The organism is Brevibacillus sp. AG162 (assembly GCF_006715575.1).
GTDB classification, from domain to species: domain Bacteria; phylum Bacillota; class Bacilli; order Brevibacillales; family Brevibacillaceae; genus Brevibacillus; species Brevibacillus brevis.
This window is the reverse complement of the sequence record NZ_VFNO01000006.1, coordinates 16,591-32,872: the sequence shown is the minus strand read 5'-3', so window position 1 is coordinate 32,872 and position 16,282 is coordinate 16,591. Positions and strand designations below refer to the sequence as shown.

15 protein-coding genes are annotated in these 16,282 nt (G+C 49.5%); 12 read left to right on the top strand and 3 right to left on the bottom strand.

The window, feature by feature from the left end:
- Positions 1–101: 101 nt before the first annotated feature.
- From FB479_RS18780 to FB479_RS18730, 11 genes are all read left to right on the top strand, one after another.
- Positions 102–1,091 (top strand): ROK family protein, encoded by a 990-nt coding sequence (locus FB479_RS18780; RefSeq protein ID WP_142066316.1) that lies wholly within the window; start codon positions 102–104, stop codon positions 1,089–1,091.
- 104 nt (positions 1,092–1,195) lie between these two features.
- Complete coding sequence (locus tag FB479_RS18775; RefSeq protein ID WP_106652381.1) at positions 1,196–2,260, top strand: Gfo/Idh/MocA family protein; 1,065 nt, start codon at positions 1,196–1,198, stop codon at positions 2,258–2,260.
- A 72-nt stretch (positions 2,261–2,332) separates the two neighbouring features.
- Entirely contained in the window at positions 2,333–3,919 is a 1,587-nt protein-coding gene (locus FB479_RS18770) for a glutathione ABC transporter substrate-binding protein (RefSeq protein ID WP_106652382.1), read from the top strand.
- A gap of 67 nt (positions 3,920–3,986) precedes the next feature.
- Entirely contained in the window at positions 3,987–4,910 is a 924-nt protein-coding gene (gene nikB / locus FB479_RS18765) for a nickel ABC transporter permease (RefSeq protein WP_106652383.1), read from the top strand.
- A gap of 19 nt (positions 4,911–4,929) precedes the next feature.
- A complete protein-coding gene (locus FB479_RS18760; protein ID WP_106652384.1) occupies positions 4,930–5,820 on the top strand; it encodes an ABC transporter permease subunit in 891 nt (296 codons plus the stop codon).
- 18 nt (positions 5,821–5,838) lie between these two features.
- Positions 5,839–6,831 carry an ABC transporter ATP-binding protein gene (locus FB479_RS18755; protein WP_142066315.1) on the top strand — a complete coding sequence of 331 codons (993 nt, stop codon included), beginning with the start codon at positions 5,839–5,841 and terminating at the stop codon, positions 6,829–6,831.
- Positions 6,824–7,786: an ABC transporter ATP-binding protein gene (locus FB479_RS18750; protein WP_142066314.1), complete on the top strand. Its 963-nt coding sequence runs from the start codon at positions 6,824–6,826 to the stop codon at positions 7,784–7,786. The genes FB479_RS18755 and FB479_RS18750 overlap by 8 nt, the downstream gene beginning before the upstream one ends.
- A 22-nt stretch (positions 7,787–7,808) precedes the next feature.
- Positions 7,809–9,011 carry an ROK family transcriptional regulator gene (locus FB479_RS18745; protein ID WP_142066313.1) on the top strand — a complete coding sequence of 401 codons (1,203 nt, stop codon included), beginning with the start codon at positions 7,809–7,811 and terminating at the stop codon, positions 9,009–9,011.
- A gap of 51 nt (positions 9,012–9,062) precedes the next feature.
- Entirely contained in the window at positions 9,063–9,965 is a 903-nt protein-coding gene (locus FB479_RS18740; protein ID WP_142066312.1) for a Gfo/Idh/MocA family protein, read from the top strand.
- On the top strand, positions 9,965–10,960 hold the full coding sequence (locus tag FB479_RS18735; RefSeq protein ID WP_142066311.1) for a Gfo/Idh/MocA family protein: 996 nt from the start codon (positions 9,965–9,967) through the stop codon (positions 10,958–10,960). Before FB479_RS18740 ends, FB479_RS18735 begins: the two co-directional genes overlap by 1 nt.
- A gap of 45 nt (positions 10,961–11,005) precedes the next feature.
- Positions 11,006–11,878 (top strand): sugar phosphate isomerase/epimerase family protein, encoded by an 873-nt coding sequence (locus FB479_RS18730; protein ID WP_142066310.1) that lies wholly within the window; start codon positions 11,006–11,008, stop codon positions 11,876–11,878.
- A 102-nt stretch (positions 11,879–11,980) separates the two neighbouring features.
- Here the strand turns inward: FB479_RS18730 and FB479_RS18725 are convergent, their stop codons facing one another.
- The gene (locus tag FB479_RS18725) at positions 11,981–12,334 is read right to left on the bottom strand and encodes a DUF805 domain-containing protein (RefSeq protein WP_106652390.1); all 354 of its coding nucleotides are present in this window, start codon (positions 12,332–12,334) and stop codon (positions 11,981–11,983) included.
- 205 nt (positions 12,335–12,539) lie between these two features.
- Between FB479_RS18725 and speD the strand changes: the two genes are divergently transcribed.
- Positions 12,540–13,349 carry an adenosylmethionine decarboxylase gene (gene speD, locus FB479_RS18720; RefSeq protein WP_106652391.1) on the top strand — a complete coding sequence of 270 codons (810 nt, stop codon included), beginning with the start codon at positions 12,540–12,542 and terminating at the stop codon, positions 13,347–13,349.
- A 328-nt stretch (positions 13,350–13,677) separates the two neighbouring features.
- On the opposite strand, the gene FB479_RS18715 is transcribed toward speD, so the two are convergent.
- Both FB479_RS18715 and FB479_RS18710 read right to left on the bottom strand, forming a co-directional pair.
- The gene (locus FB479_RS18715) at positions 13,678–15,396 is read right to left on the bottom strand and encodes a hypothetical protein (protein ID WP_106652392.1); all 1,719 of its coding nucleotides are present in this window, start codon (positions 15,394–15,396) and stop codon (positions 13,678–13,680) included.
- Between the two features lie 177 nt (positions 15,397–15,573).
- Entirely contained in the window at positions 15,574–16,239 is a 666-nt protein-coding gene (locus FB479_RS18710; RefSeq protein ID WP_142066484.1) for an ankyrin repeat domain-containing protein, read from the bottom strand.
- Positions 16,240–16,282 lie beyond the last annotated feature (43 nt).

The window sequence follows — 16,282 nt, the reverse complement described above, 5'->3', positions numbered from 1 at the left end:
CGGAATCAAAGGGGTGTGCTACAAATAAAGCAAAGTTGAATTTATAAAGCCATTGGAGAAATTAATATCAGGCGGTTACGGTAAACAAAGGAGAGACGAGCATGGCAAAAGAGGAATATGCGATTGGACTAGATTTGGGCGGGACCAAAATCTTGGCTGGTTTGGTTGATCACGACGGCAGGATCATCGCACAAAAGCAGCTGCCGACCTACGCGGAAGAGGGAAAGAGGGCAGTGATTGAACGGGTGCTGTCCGCCACGCACGATGTCCTGTCAGCAAGCGGCATCCATCCCGAAAAAGTACGCGGTGTTGGAATTGCTTCGGCTGGTGTAATTAACAGCGATAGCGGCGAAGTCATTTTTGCGAGTAATTTGGGTTGGCGAAATGTACCGATTGGCTTGTTGATTGAGCAAAGGTTCGGATTGCCTGTTCGACTGTTCAATGACGCGAATGCGGCGGCAATTGCAGAGTGGCTATGGGGCGCAGGTGTCGGTACACGAAATATGATTTACGTCACGGTCAGCACAGGGGTAGGGGCTGGAATCGTCAGCGACGGACGATTGATATCAGGTAGAGATGGGAGTGCAGGTGAGTTCGGCCATATCTCGATCGATTGGAACGGACCGCCATGCCGTTGTGGGAATCGCGGATGCCTGGAAAATTACGCTTCTGGTACTGCCATTGAAAGCGCCGCTAGTCACAAACTGGTATCCACGAAGGAGCCCGTTACCGATGGAATCCTTGTTCAAAATGGAGAACTGACGGCAAAAGTGATCTGCGAAGCTGCGCTTGCAGGAGATGCATTTTTCGCGCAAATTGTAAAGCAAGCTGGGTTTTACTTAGGCATAGGAGCAGCCAATCTGATCTATTTGTTTAATCCGGAGGTCATCGTGTTCGGAGGCGGGGTAATGAACGCATCCGCACTATTGCTTCCAGAAATCGAAAAGAGCATGAGAGATAGATGCATCCCTGGATTGGTGCAGGGGGTACGCGTTGCCCTTAGCCAGATCGGGGCGGAAGCTGGAGTGATGGGAGCGGCAGGGGGAGTTTTTGCGTTAAATCAACCAGAAGAGAAACCGCAAAATTTTTAATTGAAATCCGTATTGCAAAAATTAAAACAATTTTGTATCATCTTATTAATTACTCCACTGAAAAAACTAATTAACGGATGAGAAGCAAGGAGGAAGACAACATCATGGCAAAAGTGAGAGTTGCGGTAATTGGTGCAGGATCCATTTCAGACATGCACTTGCAATCGTACCAGCAAAACGAACGTACAGAAATTCGTGCCGTCGTCGACTTCAACGAGGAGCGTGCTCGGGAAAAAGCACAGAAGTACGGGGCCGAAACCTACTACAGCAAGCTTGAAGATGTTTTCGCAGATGAGCAGGTAGACGCAGTAAGTATTTGTACGTGGAACAACACGCACGCAGACATTGCCATTGCTGCCCTCGGAGCGGGTAAGCACGTGCTTTTAGAAAAGCCTTTAAGTACGACAGTTGAAAGCGCTCTCCTGATAGAAGAGGCTGTAAAAGAGAGTGGCAAGCTGCTCCAAGTAGGCTTTGTGAGAAGATACGATACGAATGCGCAATTGCTCAAGCAGTTCATCGATGCGGGCGAGCTGGGCGAGATATATTACGCGAAGGCATCCTGTCTGCGCCGTTTGGGCAATCCAGGGGGCTGGTTCGCTGACAAGGACAGATCTGGGGGAGGTCCACTCATTGATCTCGGCGTGCATGTCATTGATTTGTGCTGGTACTTGATGGGCTGTCCAAAAGTAACGACCGTCAGCGGCAATACATACAACAAGCTGGGCAATCGCGCCAATGTCAAAAATCTCTCCTTTTACAAAGCAGCTGACTACGATCCTTCCCAAAACACCGTCGAGGATATGGCCAATGCACTCATTCGCTTTGAAAACGGAGCGTCCCTTTTCGTGGATGTGAGCTATACCCTGCATGCGAAAAAAGACGAGCTGGCCGTCAAACTGTACGGAGACAAGGGAGGCGCAGAGGTGGAGCCAGAGCTGTCCATCATTGCAGAAAAGCATGACACCATCCTGAATGTCAGCCCCCAGATGGATAAATTATCGTTTGATTTCAAGCGAGGCTTCCAAAATGAAATCGATCACTTCATCGCATGCATATTGGATGAAAAAGAAACGCTCAGCCCTGTGCAGGACGGAGTGGAGATGATGAAGATATTGTGCGGCATTTATGAATCGGCTGCGACCGGAAGAGAAATCGTATTTACCCGATAATCGGCAGGCAAGACCTATCCATGGACATCCAGATATCACCCATAGAGCAGATGAAGACAAGGGGGAAAAGAAATGAAAAAAGCATCGTTTTTGCGAACAGCATCCGTCTTACTTTTTTCAGTGGCTTTACTTTTCGGATGTTCCAGTGGCGGTGGAAGTGGTAGTGGAACTCCGGCAGCTTCCAATGGCGGGACAACGACGGGAGCGCCGCAAAAGGATCAGATGGTGATCGCTGTAAACGAAAACTTTATCACGATGGACCCGCAAAATACAGGAGATGCCCTGTCATCAGGTGTCCAAAGCGCGATGTTTGAAGGGCTTCTGATTTACGACAAGGATTTGAAGCTCATGCCAGGTCTGTCGACTGAATATTCGGTTAATGAAGATGCGACAGAGTATACCTTCAAGCTCCGGCAAAACGTGAAGTTCCATGACGGCACACCATTCAATGCCGAAGCGGTCAAAATCAACTTCGACCGGATGAGCAACAAAGACAACAACCTGAGAGCCTATCGGAACTACAAATACATCAAATCAACAGAGGTTGTCGACGAGCACACAGTGAAAGTGACGCTGAACCAGCCGTTTTCCGCGATGATCAACAAGTTCACGACAGGAATCATCAGTCCGGCAGCTCTGGAAAAGTACGGCAAAGACATTACGAAAAATCCAGTCGGTACAGGTCCATATAAATTCGTGGAATGGGTACAGGGTGACCATCTGACGGTAGAGCTGAATCCAGATCACTGGAACAAGGGCGCCGCCAAGGTCGGTAAAATCGTCTACAAGCCTGTTCCTGAAAATGGCTCCCGCGTAGCCATGCTGAAGACGGGGGAGGCCGATGTCATCTATCCGTTGCCGGAACAGCAGGTAGAGACACTGAACGGTGAAGAGGGAGTAAAGGTAGAGCGCACACCTTCCACCATCACCCGCTATGTCTCGATCAATATGCTGAAAAAGCCGTTTGATGATCCGCGCGTTCGCCAAGCCATCAACCATGCAGTGGACAAGGAGGCATTCATTAAAGTCGTGAAAGCCGGATACGGCGCACAGCTGGAATCCGTGATGTCGCCGACGATTGCCCACTACGCGAAGCAAGGCGCCTATGAATACAACATAGAAAAGGCGAAGCAGCTTTTGAAAGAAGCAGGCTACGAGAACGGCTTCACAACGGACATCTGGGGGAATACGAACTCGGATACGATGAAGGGCATGCAATTCATTCAGCAGCAATTGCAAAAGGTCGGCATCACCGTTGAAGTGAAATCGATGGAAGAAGCGACGCTGTCCGATGAAATCTACGGCATCAAGTCGCCAGAAGAAGCAAAAATGAACATGTGGTATGTAAGCTGGTCCTCTGCTGATCCAGACAATGCAATGCGTTCGTTGTTTAGCAGCGAGAACTTCCCGCCTGCAGGAGCGAACACGGCTTTCTACAAAAATGACCTTGTCGACCAAAGCATCAAGGAAGCGACACAATCATCAGATCAAGACAAGCAAAAGCAGCTGTATGGCGTCGTGCAAGAAAATGTGTTTAAAGATGCACCATGGATTTTCCTCGCAGTCGATGAAATCTTGTACGGAAAACGCGCGAACGTGAACGGTGTTTATATCACACCGAGTGGCGGCATCTATGTAAGAGAAGCGGCGTTCCAATAATACTTGAAGCAGCGTTCGGGCATTGTCTGCCGCTGGGCGCTGCTTTTCTTTTAGGAGGAACCGTACCATGTTCCGTTATATCGTGAAGAGACTCATCGAGATCATCCCGATCATTTTTGTCGTGTCGTTGCTTATTTTCTTTTTTATCCATCTGGTTCCGGGTGATCCTGTCCGCTTGGCAGCGGGAAAAGAAGCGACCTTGGAAGAGATCGAGCGGGTGCGTCAGGAGCTGGGCTTGGATAAGCCATTGCTTACCCAGTACGTCACCTACATGCAAAACCTGCTGACAGGAAATTTGGGACACTCCTTGAAGACGGGGCTTCCCATTAGCGATATGTTTGAAAACCGTTTTTCCGTAACGATGACGTTGACATTTATGAGCCTGGGCTGGGCCTTGGTGCTCGGGTTGCTGATTGGGACGATCTCTGCTGTTTTCCGCAATAAATGGCCGGATTACGTAGGGATGCTGACGGCGATTTCCGGTATTTCCTTGCCTGGATTTTGGCTGGGGCTCATTCTCATACAAGTTTTTTCGGTCACACTGGGCTGGTTTCCCACAGGTGGGGTCGAGAGCTGGAAAAGCTACGTGCTTCCTTCGTTAACCTTGGGAGCAGGCATCATGTCGATGCTGGCCCGTTTTACACGCTCCTCCCTGCTCGAAACATTAAAGGAAGATTTTATCCGAACAGGTCGGGCAAAAGGGTTGAAGGAATCGGTAGTCGTTCGCAAGCACGCTTTGAAAAATTCGATGATTCCGGTCGTGACCATCGCCGGTTTGCAATTCGGTTTTCTGTTGGGCGGATCGGTTGTCGTGGAGACGGTGTTTAGCATTCCGGGTATGGGGCGTCTGTTGATCGATTCCATTGCGTTTCGCGATTATCCGGTCGTACAGGCAGTCATCCTGTTGTTTTCACTGGAGTTCATTCTCGTGAATCTGCTGGTAGACATCCTGTACAAGGCACTGAATCCGAAAATCCGTTATGACAGCTAATGGCAAGGAGGTGACGTAAATGGAGGTAGTAAAAGAAATCGGGCATAACGTCGTGGTTCCCACTGAAAAGAAATCCCGAGCCCGCGAGTTTTGGATGAAGTGGAAAAAGCAAAAGACAGCTTTCTGGGCTGGGTTTTTTATCTTGTTTTTGTTTGTGATAGCACTGTTTGGCCCATGGATCGCGCCGTATGATCCGTACGAGCCGAACTATGACGTGACGTTGCAGACTCCATCCATGGAGCACTGGGCAGGGACAGATGAATACGGACGGGATATTATGAGCCGCATCATCGTAGGAACGGGAATCTCTCTTGGCGTCAGCTTTTCTTCTGTGCTGGTCGGCGCAGTGGTTGGAACGGTATTAGGTTTGATCAGTGGATATTACGGGGGCTGGATGGATCGTCTCATCATGCGGTGGAGTGACGTCATGTTCGCTTTTCCCGATTTGCTGCTCGCAATCGCCATCGTTGCGATCCTCGGCCCGGGATTAACGAATGTCGTCGTGGCGGTAGCGGTGTTCAGTATTCCATCGTTTGCTCGTTTGATCCGCGGCAATACATTGGCTGCCAAGGAAGCGGTGTTTGTAGAAGCGGCGCGGTCCATGGGGGCAAAAAGCAGCCGGATTATTTTTCGTCACATCTTTCCAGAGACCGTCTCCAGTATGATCGTCTTTTTTTCCATGCGGATCGGTACCTCGATCTTGGCTGCATCCAGTCTCAGCTTTCTCGGTCTGGGGGCAAAGCCTGAGAGTCCCGACTGGGGGGCGATGCTCAGTATGGGTCGTGATTATCTCGCTACTTCTCCTCATGTGGTCATCATTCCCGGGATTGCGATCTTTTTGACCGTGCTGGCGTTCAACCTAGTTGGGGATGGCTTGCGCGATATTTTGGACCCGAAAACGAAGAACTAAACGAGGGAGATGGGGCAGATGAGTGACAACATCATGGAAGTAAAGCATCTGCAGACGCAATTTACGAGAGACAACCAGAAGACAGTCGTCCTCGACCATGTCAGCTTTCATATAAAAAAGGGCGAAGTGCTTGGACTGGTTGGCGAATCGGGCTGCGGCAAGAGCGTGACCTCCTTGTCAATCATGCGCCTGTTCAAGGACACGACTGGCGAGATTACTAATGGCGAGATTGTTTACAACGGTACGAATTTGCTCTCGATTTCGGAGAGTGAAATGCGCCGTATTCGCGGAAAAGAAATCTCGATGATTTTTCAGGAGCCGATGACTTCGCTCAACCCGGTGATGAAAATCGGAGAGCAATTGATGGAAGCGATTCGCTTGCATCTCGGCTACTCCGACCAAAAAGCGAGAGAACAAGCAGTGAGCATGCTGACAAAAGTAGGCATTCCACGACCGAGCGAAATTATGGGGGAGTATCCGCATCAGCTCTCTGGCGGTATGCGACAGCGCATCATGATTGCGATGGCGATGTCCTGCAATCCCAACCTGTTGATCGCCGATGAGCCAACGACGGCACTCGATGTCACGATTCAAGCGCAAATCCTCGACGTAATGAAGCAGTTGCAGGCTGACGAGCATATGTCGATGCTGTTGATCACGCATGATCTCGGCGTCGTGGCAGAGATGTGCAACCGTGTCGTGGTCATGTACGCAGGGCGTATCGTAGAGGAAGCATCTGTTTACGACTTGTTCGATGAACCCAAGCATCCGTATACCAAAGGCTTGATCGGCTCTGTCCCCAAAATCGGGCAAAAGCGCGCGCGGCTGGATTCGGTTCCCGGGAACGTACCGACACCAAACAATATGCCGAAGGGCTGCAAATTCGCTCCGCGCTGCAAGGACGTCATGCCTGTTTGTTGGGAAAAGGAGCCTGCCATTACGACGGTGGGAGAGGAACGTTCTTGCCGCTGCTGGCTCTATCAAGAGGAAGGTAGGGATGTTTATGTCTAAATCACTGCTCGTGGTAGACGGTATCAAAAAAACGTTCCCGATTGATAGCGGTCTATTAAGCAGCAAAAAAAGCGTAAAGGCAGTGAATCACGTTTCATTCGAGATTAAGGAAGGCGAAACGTTCAGTCTGGTCGGAGAGAGTGGCTGCGGCAAGTCGACGACAGGGCGCTTGGTCACACGATTGTTGATGCCGGATGAGGGCAAGATTTGGATCAATGGAGAAGAAATCTCCAAGATGAACGAAACAAAGCTGCGGGAAGTGCGCAAGCAGGTACAGATGGTTTTTCAGGACCCGTACGCCTCATTGAATCCGCGGATGAAAATTCGCGATGTGGTAGCAGAGCCTCTTCTCATTCATACGAAGCTGTCTGCCCAAGAGCGGGATCGGGTTGTCGCTGAGATGCTCGAGGTCGTCGGGCTCTCCAGCTATCATGCGGAGAAATTCGCCCATGAATTCAGCGGAGGACAACGGCAGCGCATCGGAATCGCTCGTGCCTTGATTTTGAAGCCGAAGCTGATCGTCGCGGATGAGCCAGTCTCTGCTCTCGATGTGTCGATTCAATCGCAAATCTTGAATTTGCTTAAAGATTTGCAGGAAGAATTTCATTTAACCTATTTGTTTATTTCCCACGATTTGAGCGTGGTCGAGCATATTAGCGACAAGATCGGCGTGATGTATTTGGGGAGTCTCGTAGAATCCGGCCCGAAGGAAACGATTTTTGCCAATCCCCGGCATCCGTATACAAAAGCGCTGCTCTCTTCGGTTCCGATTCCTGATCCACGAGCGAAGCGGGAGAGGATCATTTTACAGGGAGATGTGCCGAGCCCGGTGAATCCGCCGTCAGGCTGTCTGTTTCATACGCGCTGTCCGTTCGTGATGGACATATGCAAGGTGACACCGCCTGCATTGCGCGAAGCGGCAGACCGAGATCATTTTGTCGCTTGCCATTTGTGATTTGAATAAAAGGGATGGTTACATGCGTAGGACGGGTGATTTAAAGCTGATCCAGGAACTGAATCGCTCCATCATATTCGATACGATCCGTCATTACGGCCCCATTTCCCGGAGTGAAATAGCGAAGCGGAACAAACTGAGTCCTACCACCGTGACCTCGGCTGTCAGTGAGTTGATTCGTGACTCGTTCGTATGCGAGGTGGGAACAGGAGAGTCAAATGGCGGACGAAAACCAATATTGGTACAGTTCTCTCCTGACAGTCGTTTTCTGATCGGTATTTCGATCTCCGGCTCGAAGATTACGATTGCCGAGATGAATTTGGAAGCCGCGGTCAAGCGAAAGGAAGTCCACTCGATCAAGCCGTACCAAGGAGAGAGCGTCCTCGCTTATTTGATGGAGATTATTGAGCAATTTTTGCGTGGAGCCGCGAGTCTGGAGACATGCATGGGAATCTCGATTGTCACACAAGGCATCGTAGACTCGGTCCATGGGGTGATTCGCTACAATCCGAAGCTCCGCTTGCAGAATGCCCCTGTAAAAGAAATGATCGAGCAGCGTTTCCAGTTGAAAACATGGCTGGATAACGACACGAATGCGTACTTGTTAGCCGAGAAGACCATCGGGGATTTCAGTCATTATCAAAACATGCTGTACGTCACGCTTGGGGATGGATTGGGAGCCAGTATTTTGATGAACGGTGCCATCTACAGGGGCTTTAAAGGCGGGGCGGGTGAGTTCGGTCATACCACGATTGATCGGGCAGGTGTGCGGTGCGACTGCGGCAATATTGGCTGTCTGGAAAATTACGTGAGCTGGCCAACGATTTACTCCAAGCTGGTCTCCTCGCTTGCGAAAGGAAAGTCGAGCCGCATCTCGGATTTGGTGGAGCAGGATGTTGGCCGGATTACTCCTGCGGTGTTTCGTCAGGCTTTGGCAGAGCAGGACCCGCTTGCGGTCAGCATCTTGGAGGAAACGGCTTCTTATTTGGCTTCGGGACTGGTCAATCTGATTCATTTGTTCAATCCGGAGGTCATGATTCTAGGTGGTGAAATTGCCTTCGGAAATGAGCTGTTGATTGCCAAAGTAAAAGAATACGTGGGGGAATACGCGCATGGAATCCTGACGGAGGAACTGGAGATTCGGCCGAATTCGTTGGGTGAAAATGTAGAGGTCGCAGGAGCTGCCGCTGTTTTATTGCAGGATACGTTTCAGTTTTCGCTATAAGAGGGGTGTGTCTAGCAGTACAGAAAGCTCGAGGAGAGGAGGAGCAGGATCATGGTAAAAGTTGTGGTCGCAGGGGAAGCGGGAACAAGCATCAAAGAGTCGCAGGCTTGGCTTCGGATCAAAGAGGCAGAGATTGTAGGTGTGGCAGACAGCTTGTCTTCTTTGCGCGAAATTTTGCAGGGAACAGAAGTGGATATCGTGGAGATTGGCTCGATTACGGACAGTATTGATCCATGGGTGACGCTGGCTGCCCAGGCGGGAAAGCATATTTTATGTGCAGAGGGTTCTGCTCTAGGGCGTGAAGGAATCAGTTTGTGCGATCAGCATGATATCGTGCTGCAATTCGCCAATACGCTGCGTTTTGCTCCAGAATACGAGCAAGCGCACGAACAAATAAAGAATGGGGCCATAGGTAAAGCAGGCGTCATTCGCTTGCGAAGAGGTGCTCCTGCATCGGCTGAAAATGTAGGGAAATGCATTTTTCAAGCCCTTGGAATACGTGAATTCGATTGGTTGCGCTGGACGTTCGGCGAGGTTGAGCGAGTGATGGCGCGAGAGGTCAAGCACACGAATGAGTCAGGACAGATCGTCCATTATGCGCTGGTCATGCTCCGAATGGCAGGCGGGGCAATTGCCCATGTAGAGCTATCTTGGGCGGAGGGGGCAGAACATGCTTCCTTTGAGCTTACCGGTGATCTAGGAATGATTGCGCATGATAACCGGGAAAGTACCCCCATACGCTGGAGTCGGGGAGAGCGGTTTCTGTCGACATCATTCCCAGGGATGGACCTGATGCAGCGACAGCGGGAGCATTTCATTCGCTGTGTACAGAAACAGGAAGTGGCACGTCTGCACTCATGTGATCTGCTCGGGGCTCTCGATATCGCTTCGGCGGCAAGAGAATCGGTAAAGACGGGACAACCTGTGAAGCTCATGCACGGAGGTGACGAGTGATGAAGGTAGGAATCGTCAGCTTCGCCCATATGCATGCGCATAGCTACGCTGCTTATTTGCAAAAGCACCCCGATGCGCAGCTGATAGCAGTCTGGGATGATAACTCGCGCCGTGGAGAGGAAATGGCCACTGCCTACCAACTCGATTTTTACAAGGATCTGCAAGCCTTTTTGCAATCCGGTATCGATGCGGTCATTATTTGCTCGGAGAATGCCAAGCACAAGGAGCACGTGATTGCGGCAGCGCGAGCGAAAAAGCACATTCTGTGCGAGAAACCAATTGCCACCGAGATTGCGGATGCACGCGAAATGATTCAGGTCTGCAAAGAGGAGGGTGTCATACTTCAAATTGCCTATCCTGTCCGTTTTGCACCCGTGATGGAAAACGTGAAGCAGATCGTTCAATCAGGTACTCTCGGAAACATTCTCGCCATCGATGGAACGAACCACGGACAAATGCCAGGTGGCTGGTTTATTGAAAAAGAGCTGTCTGGAGGCGGGGCAGCGACGGATCACATCGTCCATCTGATGGACCTCGTACGCTGGATGCTCCAAGACGAAGTAAAAAGCGTCTACGCTGAGCTGGACACACGCTTTTACGAGATTGAGGTAGAGGACTGCGGACTGGTTTCCGTGGAAATGGAGTCTGGCGTGATCGTCGGAATTGATCCGAGCTGGTCGCGGCCGAAGACGTTCCCGACGTGGGGAGATGTGACGATGCGGATTGTCGGCACCAAAGGCACGTTGGACGTCGATGTGTTCAAGCAACACGCGCTCTATTGCAATGACCGCGATTCGAAGCTGCAACATTTACCTTGGGCTGTGGATATGGATCAGCGGCTTATCGGAGATTTTGTGCAAAATGTCATAGAAGGCAGACCTCCGTCTATTACAGGAGAGGATGGACTGCGGACACTCGAAGTAGTGAAGGCAGCCTACGAATCCCATCGTCTCAAGCAAGTCGTGATTATCAACAAGGTGCATTTCTCATCATGATGAGCAGTAGCCTTTCTATACAATCAATCGAATGAGGTGGAACTGATGAAAATTGGATTGAGCACTTACAGTCTGCTGACAGCAATCCGAGCTGGGGAAATGGACGTACTGGATGTCGTGCAATGGATCGCGGATAACGGTGGCGAGCACATGGAAATCGTACCGTACGGTTTTACACTGGTCGATAACTACGAATTGGCAGACGCTGTTCGGGATAAGGCAAAAGCGGTAGGGATTGAGCTGTCCAACTACTCGATGCCGACCAACTTTATTCAACCAGACGAAGAAGCCTTCGAAGCAGAGGTCGCACGTGTAAAAACACATGTCGATCTGCTGGACCGCATGGGTATCAAGCATATGCGCCACGATGTGTCCGCCTTTACTGTTCCCGTAGAGGAGACGACGATCGAGTACTTCGAAAAGCATTTGGCTGAGATGGTCGAGGGCAGCCGCCGAATCGCTGATTATGCCGCGCAATTCGGAATTACAACGACAATCGAGAATCACGGCTGGCTCGTGCAGGCAAGTGATCGCGTGCAGCGTGTCTTGCATGAGGTCAACCGTCCGAATTTCAAAACGACGCTGGATATCGGAAACTTCATGTGCGCAGACGAGGCTTCGCTGGTCGGTGTGCAAAAAAATCTGCCTTACGCTTCGCTCGTGCATTTCAAAGATTTCTACTTCCGTCCATCGTACCATGATCCAGGCGCAGGCAAATGGTTCAAGACCGTCAATGGCAACTTTTTGCGTGGAGCGATAGTGGGACAAGGCGACATCAACATCCGTGAGGTCGTCAAGCTGGTAAAGCAGTCCGGCTATGATGGCTATATCACGGTCGAGTTCGAAGGCATGGAGGATTGTCGAGAAGGTTCCAAGATTGGAATGGACAACCTGCGACGTTTTTGGGACGAGGCGTAAAACGGTAGCGGAAAAACGGCATTTGGGGAGCCCCGAACTGCCGTTTTTTCTTTGGGCGAAAAATAAAAAACCTCTCCCTTATGAGGAGAGGCGATGGAGACATTAGAAGGATTGCGATGATTTTGGATTCGCACCGTACTGGTTGTCTCCTTGGCTGTCTTGGCACAAGAATACGATCAAAATAATTGCACCGATAAAAGGAATAAACGAGAGAAGGATCCACCAACCGCTTCTTCCAGTATCGTGCAATCGGCGAGCAGTTACGCTCAAACTAGGCAGTAATACTGCCAGTGAATAGATCAAGCCCAAAACAGATGCAGTACCAAGTAATGAGTCTACGAGAGCAATTACCAGAGATACGATGATGTTGAACAAAGTGAACATCCAATATTCTTGACGTCTAGCTCTTCCTGTAAAAGCGACGTATTTTTTCAATACGCTTGTATACCAATGCATGATAATTTCCCCCTTTCTTCTAAATTTTGACACACTTCGATATTTTATCACTAAACCCAGGGGATTAGAACCAGATTCTGTCAAGTTTCCCTGATGCTATTGAATCATTTTTGGTTAGGACAAAAGTAACGGGTATTTATGAACGAGATGGAGGAAAAAGTAAGAGCAAACGAGTTTTGGATGCTACCACAGGGGGAAATGACGCTTGGAACAAAAAACAGAACAAAACGTTACGCTGCATGGCTTCAACAATTTGACCAAGTCGCTCAGCTTCAACATGTACGACATCTGTTACACGAAAACAAAAGCGGAACGCGAAGCGTATATCGAATACATAGATGAACAATACAATGCAGAGCGATTGACGAATATCCTGAAAAACGTGTCGGATATTATCGGTGCACATATACTGAATGTCGCCCAACAAGATTATGTACCACAAGGCGCGAGCGTCACTGTTCTTGTTTCCGAGGGGCCAGTCGTAGAAGTCCCTACTGAATCTTATGAGGAATCCCCCGGACCTTTGCCTGAAAATGTGGTGCTGCAATTGGACAAGAGCCATATTACGGTGCATACATACCCAGAGTACCATCCGACGGAGGGCATCAGTACATTCCGGGCCGATATCGACGTGTCGACTTGTGGCGAAATTTCTCCGCTCAAAGCACTCAATTATTTAATTCGTTCGTTTGATACAGACTTGATGACAATTGATTACAAGGTGCGCGGATTTACCCGGGATATACATGGATACAAGCTGTTTATCGATCACGACATCAGTTCGATCCAAAATTATATTCCCGAGGAAATTAAGGAATTGTTCCACATGATTGATGTGAATGTATACCAAGATAATATTTTCCATACCAAATGCAAGCGCAGGGAGTTTGATCTGAACAATTATTTGTTCGGATACACGAAGGATAAGCTGACACCGGAGGAGCAGGAGGATATTACGAAGCAATTGCAAATAGAGATGGACGAGATTTACTATGGGAAAAATTTTGTGAATTAGTAGCTGTAGTGGGGGAAAGAAGCGCATTTTCAGTCTACGCTTCGGCCTCCGCCCCGCAAGGGGGGATTGACTGGCCGCTTCGCTTCAAACGTAGACAATTTCGAGGAAGTATCTCATAGGTGAAGCTGAAATTCCCCGCCATTCATTCCTACGCTAAGTAGGGCTCCAGAGGCGCTTGGACTGGAAATGCGCTTCTTTCCACGTAGCTTTTTGTGCTTCCCTGAACGTTAATTCAGAAGATCTTAAATCCAAATACTTTCTACAGGTTACACAAGATGATGAAACAAAAGATCATCTCTCTCAAAATGTGGCATGGCTTCTCCCGACTTCAACAGTTGGAGGGCATCGTTCTTTTGTCTTCTCGAAGAGTTGGATTAAGATAGTAGGCCCGAATCTCCTCCAGCGTTTTTCTAGCAGGCTGCACGAATTCGCGGTCCCAATCTTCCGGAGGGGAATCCAGCGAAATGCCCTTTTCCTGCAAGGTTCGAAACAGCTCCTTATCCGCTTGCGTAGGTATCCACCACGTGTAGACGGGATTCGTTTTGCCATTGAGAAACGATTCGAACATAAATTTCACATAGGTTGCTGTAGAGAGTTCGCCGTAATTGACGTCGAATTCAGGCTCGGGTGCCGGATAATCCTCTGGATAGCGGAACGGGCCAAAGTGAATGGAAATACCGAGAAAGCCGACAGGTGGAATGTTGTTTCCATACCCCGGAAGAGAGAACGGCAGATCGGCTGCAAAGTGCAGGCGAATCATAACAGAGTTGATGAATTGCCGTTCGAAGAAACTTTCTTTTTGCCAAATGCCGAGTTCTCGTGAAAGAGTATCCCAGTGAATAATGGACGTATTGTGCGCGAGCCAGAAGGAGGACGACATCTGTTCAAACGTTTTGTAAAATTCCTCGTCGTGGTCATGGAACGGGTCGAGCATGTCGAACAGGCTGAAGCACCCGTGTTTTCTCCTCCATTTTTGCGCGATGATCAGAAAATCAATCAATCGTTGGATTCGCAGCTCTGAGCTGCTCTCATTATTGGCAAACAGATACGTAGCTTCTATCAAATCGGCAGTGAAGTTGCCGTTAACAAAATCCCAGTAATTGATTTCACCAGCTTCTACACGTTCTTCATTAATCCGCTTCGTATCCGTTTCCCATCGCGCAAAGGTGGTGACATCGATGCCGAAATAAAGCTCAGGCAAGAAGTCGCCAAAAATATGGAAGCGATACGGGCTGGACTGCTGGAACCAGGTTTTGATGAAGTCCAGGCGAGAAGAGGGAGATAAGACTGCGGCCCGCTCCACATAGTTCGTTTTGGCAACGGTTGTCTCGAATTCTTCAACGGATGAGGCGATGGCCACGAAAGGGGCTGCCGAGGTAAGGAAGTCCACCCCGTCTTCGTCGTTGTCGTATTGCACAATAATGTGCTGGAAGGTTGCCTCAGCCAAGGGAGACAACACGAGCTGATTCCAACGGTGCGCGGTTGTATCGTCAATGGCGCCGATGACGACGACCGGTTTGTCTGAATCCCCGCGAAATGAAATAGAGGCATCGTTTTGGACGACGATCTTGTTTTGGCAGCGTACGTTGATGGATGTACCTGCTTCAAAGCTGATGGAGGTCCCGGCAGCTATGATGACATCTTCTGGTCCGATCATGTACGGACCATTTTCTGCGGTAAATTCCTCCGATTGATTGATGATCCCCGATAGGCGTTTGTACTTATCCACGTGCAGTTGATAGGTGTGCTGCGGGTCTGGATCAGGCCCAATCGTCAGCTGCACGTAGTAAAGACCATCTTCCTCCGGAAAAAACGGAAGGATGATGGGGGCGTTCGGACTATACTCAGCTTCTGCGAGTTTTGTCCGATGGATGTCATAGATTCTAATGGTAGTCAAAGGATGCGTCAGGTTACTCATGTGGATTTCAATGGCGTCTGTAGAAGCAAGAAAGAGCTTGTACATCTCCACCTTGGGTTCAAGGTCAGGAGAAGCTTTTCTGATTCGTTTGTCCGTTTCCAGAATCGATGTATACGAGCTGACGGTCATGTAAAACAGGCTCCTATCAAAATGGTGTAGGCATAATGGAATAGTCCACTAGTAATTGACGCCTGAATATAGAAAAAGTTTTGAGTTTTTCAGGGGCTTTTGGGCTAGAAAATAAGAAAAAGGATAGGGGTCAGATGATTTCTGACGATCCTATCCTTTGCGTTTTCCATTAGGGTCTTATTTTCCGCCAGCCTGCGTGAGCATTTCAATCATTTCCTTGTAGCCATGCCTCTTCGCATGTCCAAGAGGCGTCACACCATCGTGATCCGCGAGATTGACATTGGCTTTGTGCTCGATTAGGAGCTTCACGATTTCCTGATGCTTCTTGCCGCCATCGCCCAAAATCACTGCTTCTAACAGAGCGGTCCAGCCCAATCTGTTGACGTGATCGATGTTGACATCAGAGGTGGTGAGCAGTTCCTTGACGATCTCGACATGACCACGATCAGCCGCAGGAATCAAGGCCGTTCCGCCAAAACGGTTCGTAATGGTAGTATCGGCACCTGCTGCTATCGAGGCTTTTACGAATGCGAGCTGGCCTGCTGCGCTTGCGAAGAGTAGGGGATTGTCTAAGTTGTTGTCTCGGATGTTGATGTTGGCTCCGCGTTCAACCAACAAGTTGAAGATGTCGAGTTGAGCAGAGTGGACCGCGATCATCGCAGAGGTACGGCCTCTACTATCGGTAGCGTCAATATCGGCGCCTTCTGCAAGCAGTCTCTCAATCGCTGCTTTGTCTCCTTGACTGGTTGCTGTCAATAAGGCTTGATTCAGCTTATCCATTTCAACTTTCACCGCCTGGGTTGCTTGCTGCTCGCCACTCGTTAAGAGGGTATTCCAATTCATCTCACACCCTGACAGAATAATGACGGCGGTCAAAAGACCTGCA

Coding starts and splice junctions, on each gene's coding strand:
- FB479_RS18780 (WP_142066316.1), top strand. CDS start 102: ATGGCAAAAGAGGAATATGCGATTGGACTAGATTTGGGCGGGACCAAA.
- FB479_RS18775 (WP_106652381.1), top strand. CDS start 1,196: ATGGCAAAAGTGAGAGTTGCGGTAATTGGTGCAGGATCCATTTCAGAC.
- FB479_RS18770 (WP_106652382.1), top strand. CDS start 2,333: ATGAAAAAAGCATCGTTTTTGCGAACAGCATCCGTCTTACTTTTTTCA.
- nikB (WP_106652383.1), top strand. CDS start 3,987: ATGTTCCGTTATATCGTGAAGAGACTCATCGAGATCATCCCGATCATT.
- FB479_RS18760 (WP_106652384.1), top strand. CDS start 4,930: ATGGAGGTAGTAAAAGAAATCGGGCATAACGTCGTGGTTCCCACTGAA.
- FB479_RS18755 (WP_142066315.1), top strand. CDS start 5,839: ATGAGTGACAACATCATGGAAGTAAAGCATCTGCAGACGCAATTTACG.
- FB479_RS18750 (WP_142066314.1), top strand. CDS start 6,824: ATGTCTAAATCACTGCTCGTGGTAGACGGTATCAAAAAAACGTTCCCG.
- FB479_RS18745 (WP_142066313.1), top strand. CDS start 7,809: ATGCGTAGGACGGGTGATTTAAAGCTGATCCAGGAACTGAATCGCTCC.
- FB479_RS18740 (WP_142066312.1), top strand. CDS start 9,063: ATGGTAAAAGTTGTGGTCGCAGGGGAAGCGGGAACAAGCATCAAAGAG.
- FB479_RS18735 (WP_142066311.1), top strand. CDS start 9,965: ATGAAGGTAGGAATCGTCAGCTTCGCCCATATGCATGCGCATAGCTAC.
- FB479_RS18730 (WP_142066310.1), top strand. CDS start 11,006: ATGAAAATTGGATTGAGCACTTACAGTCTGCTGACAGCAATCCGAGCT.
- FB479_RS18725 (WP_106652390.1), bottom strand. CDS start 12,334: ATGCATTGGTATACAAGCGTATTGAAAAAATACGTCGCTTTTACAGGA.
- FB479_RS18715 (WP_106652392.1), bottom strand. CDS start 15,396: ATGACCGTCAGCTCGTATACATCGATTCTGGAAACGGACAAACGAATC.
- FB479_RS18710 (WP_142066484.1), bottom strand. CDS start 16,239: ATGAATTGGAATACCCTCTTAACGAGTGGCGAGCAGCAAGCAACCCAG.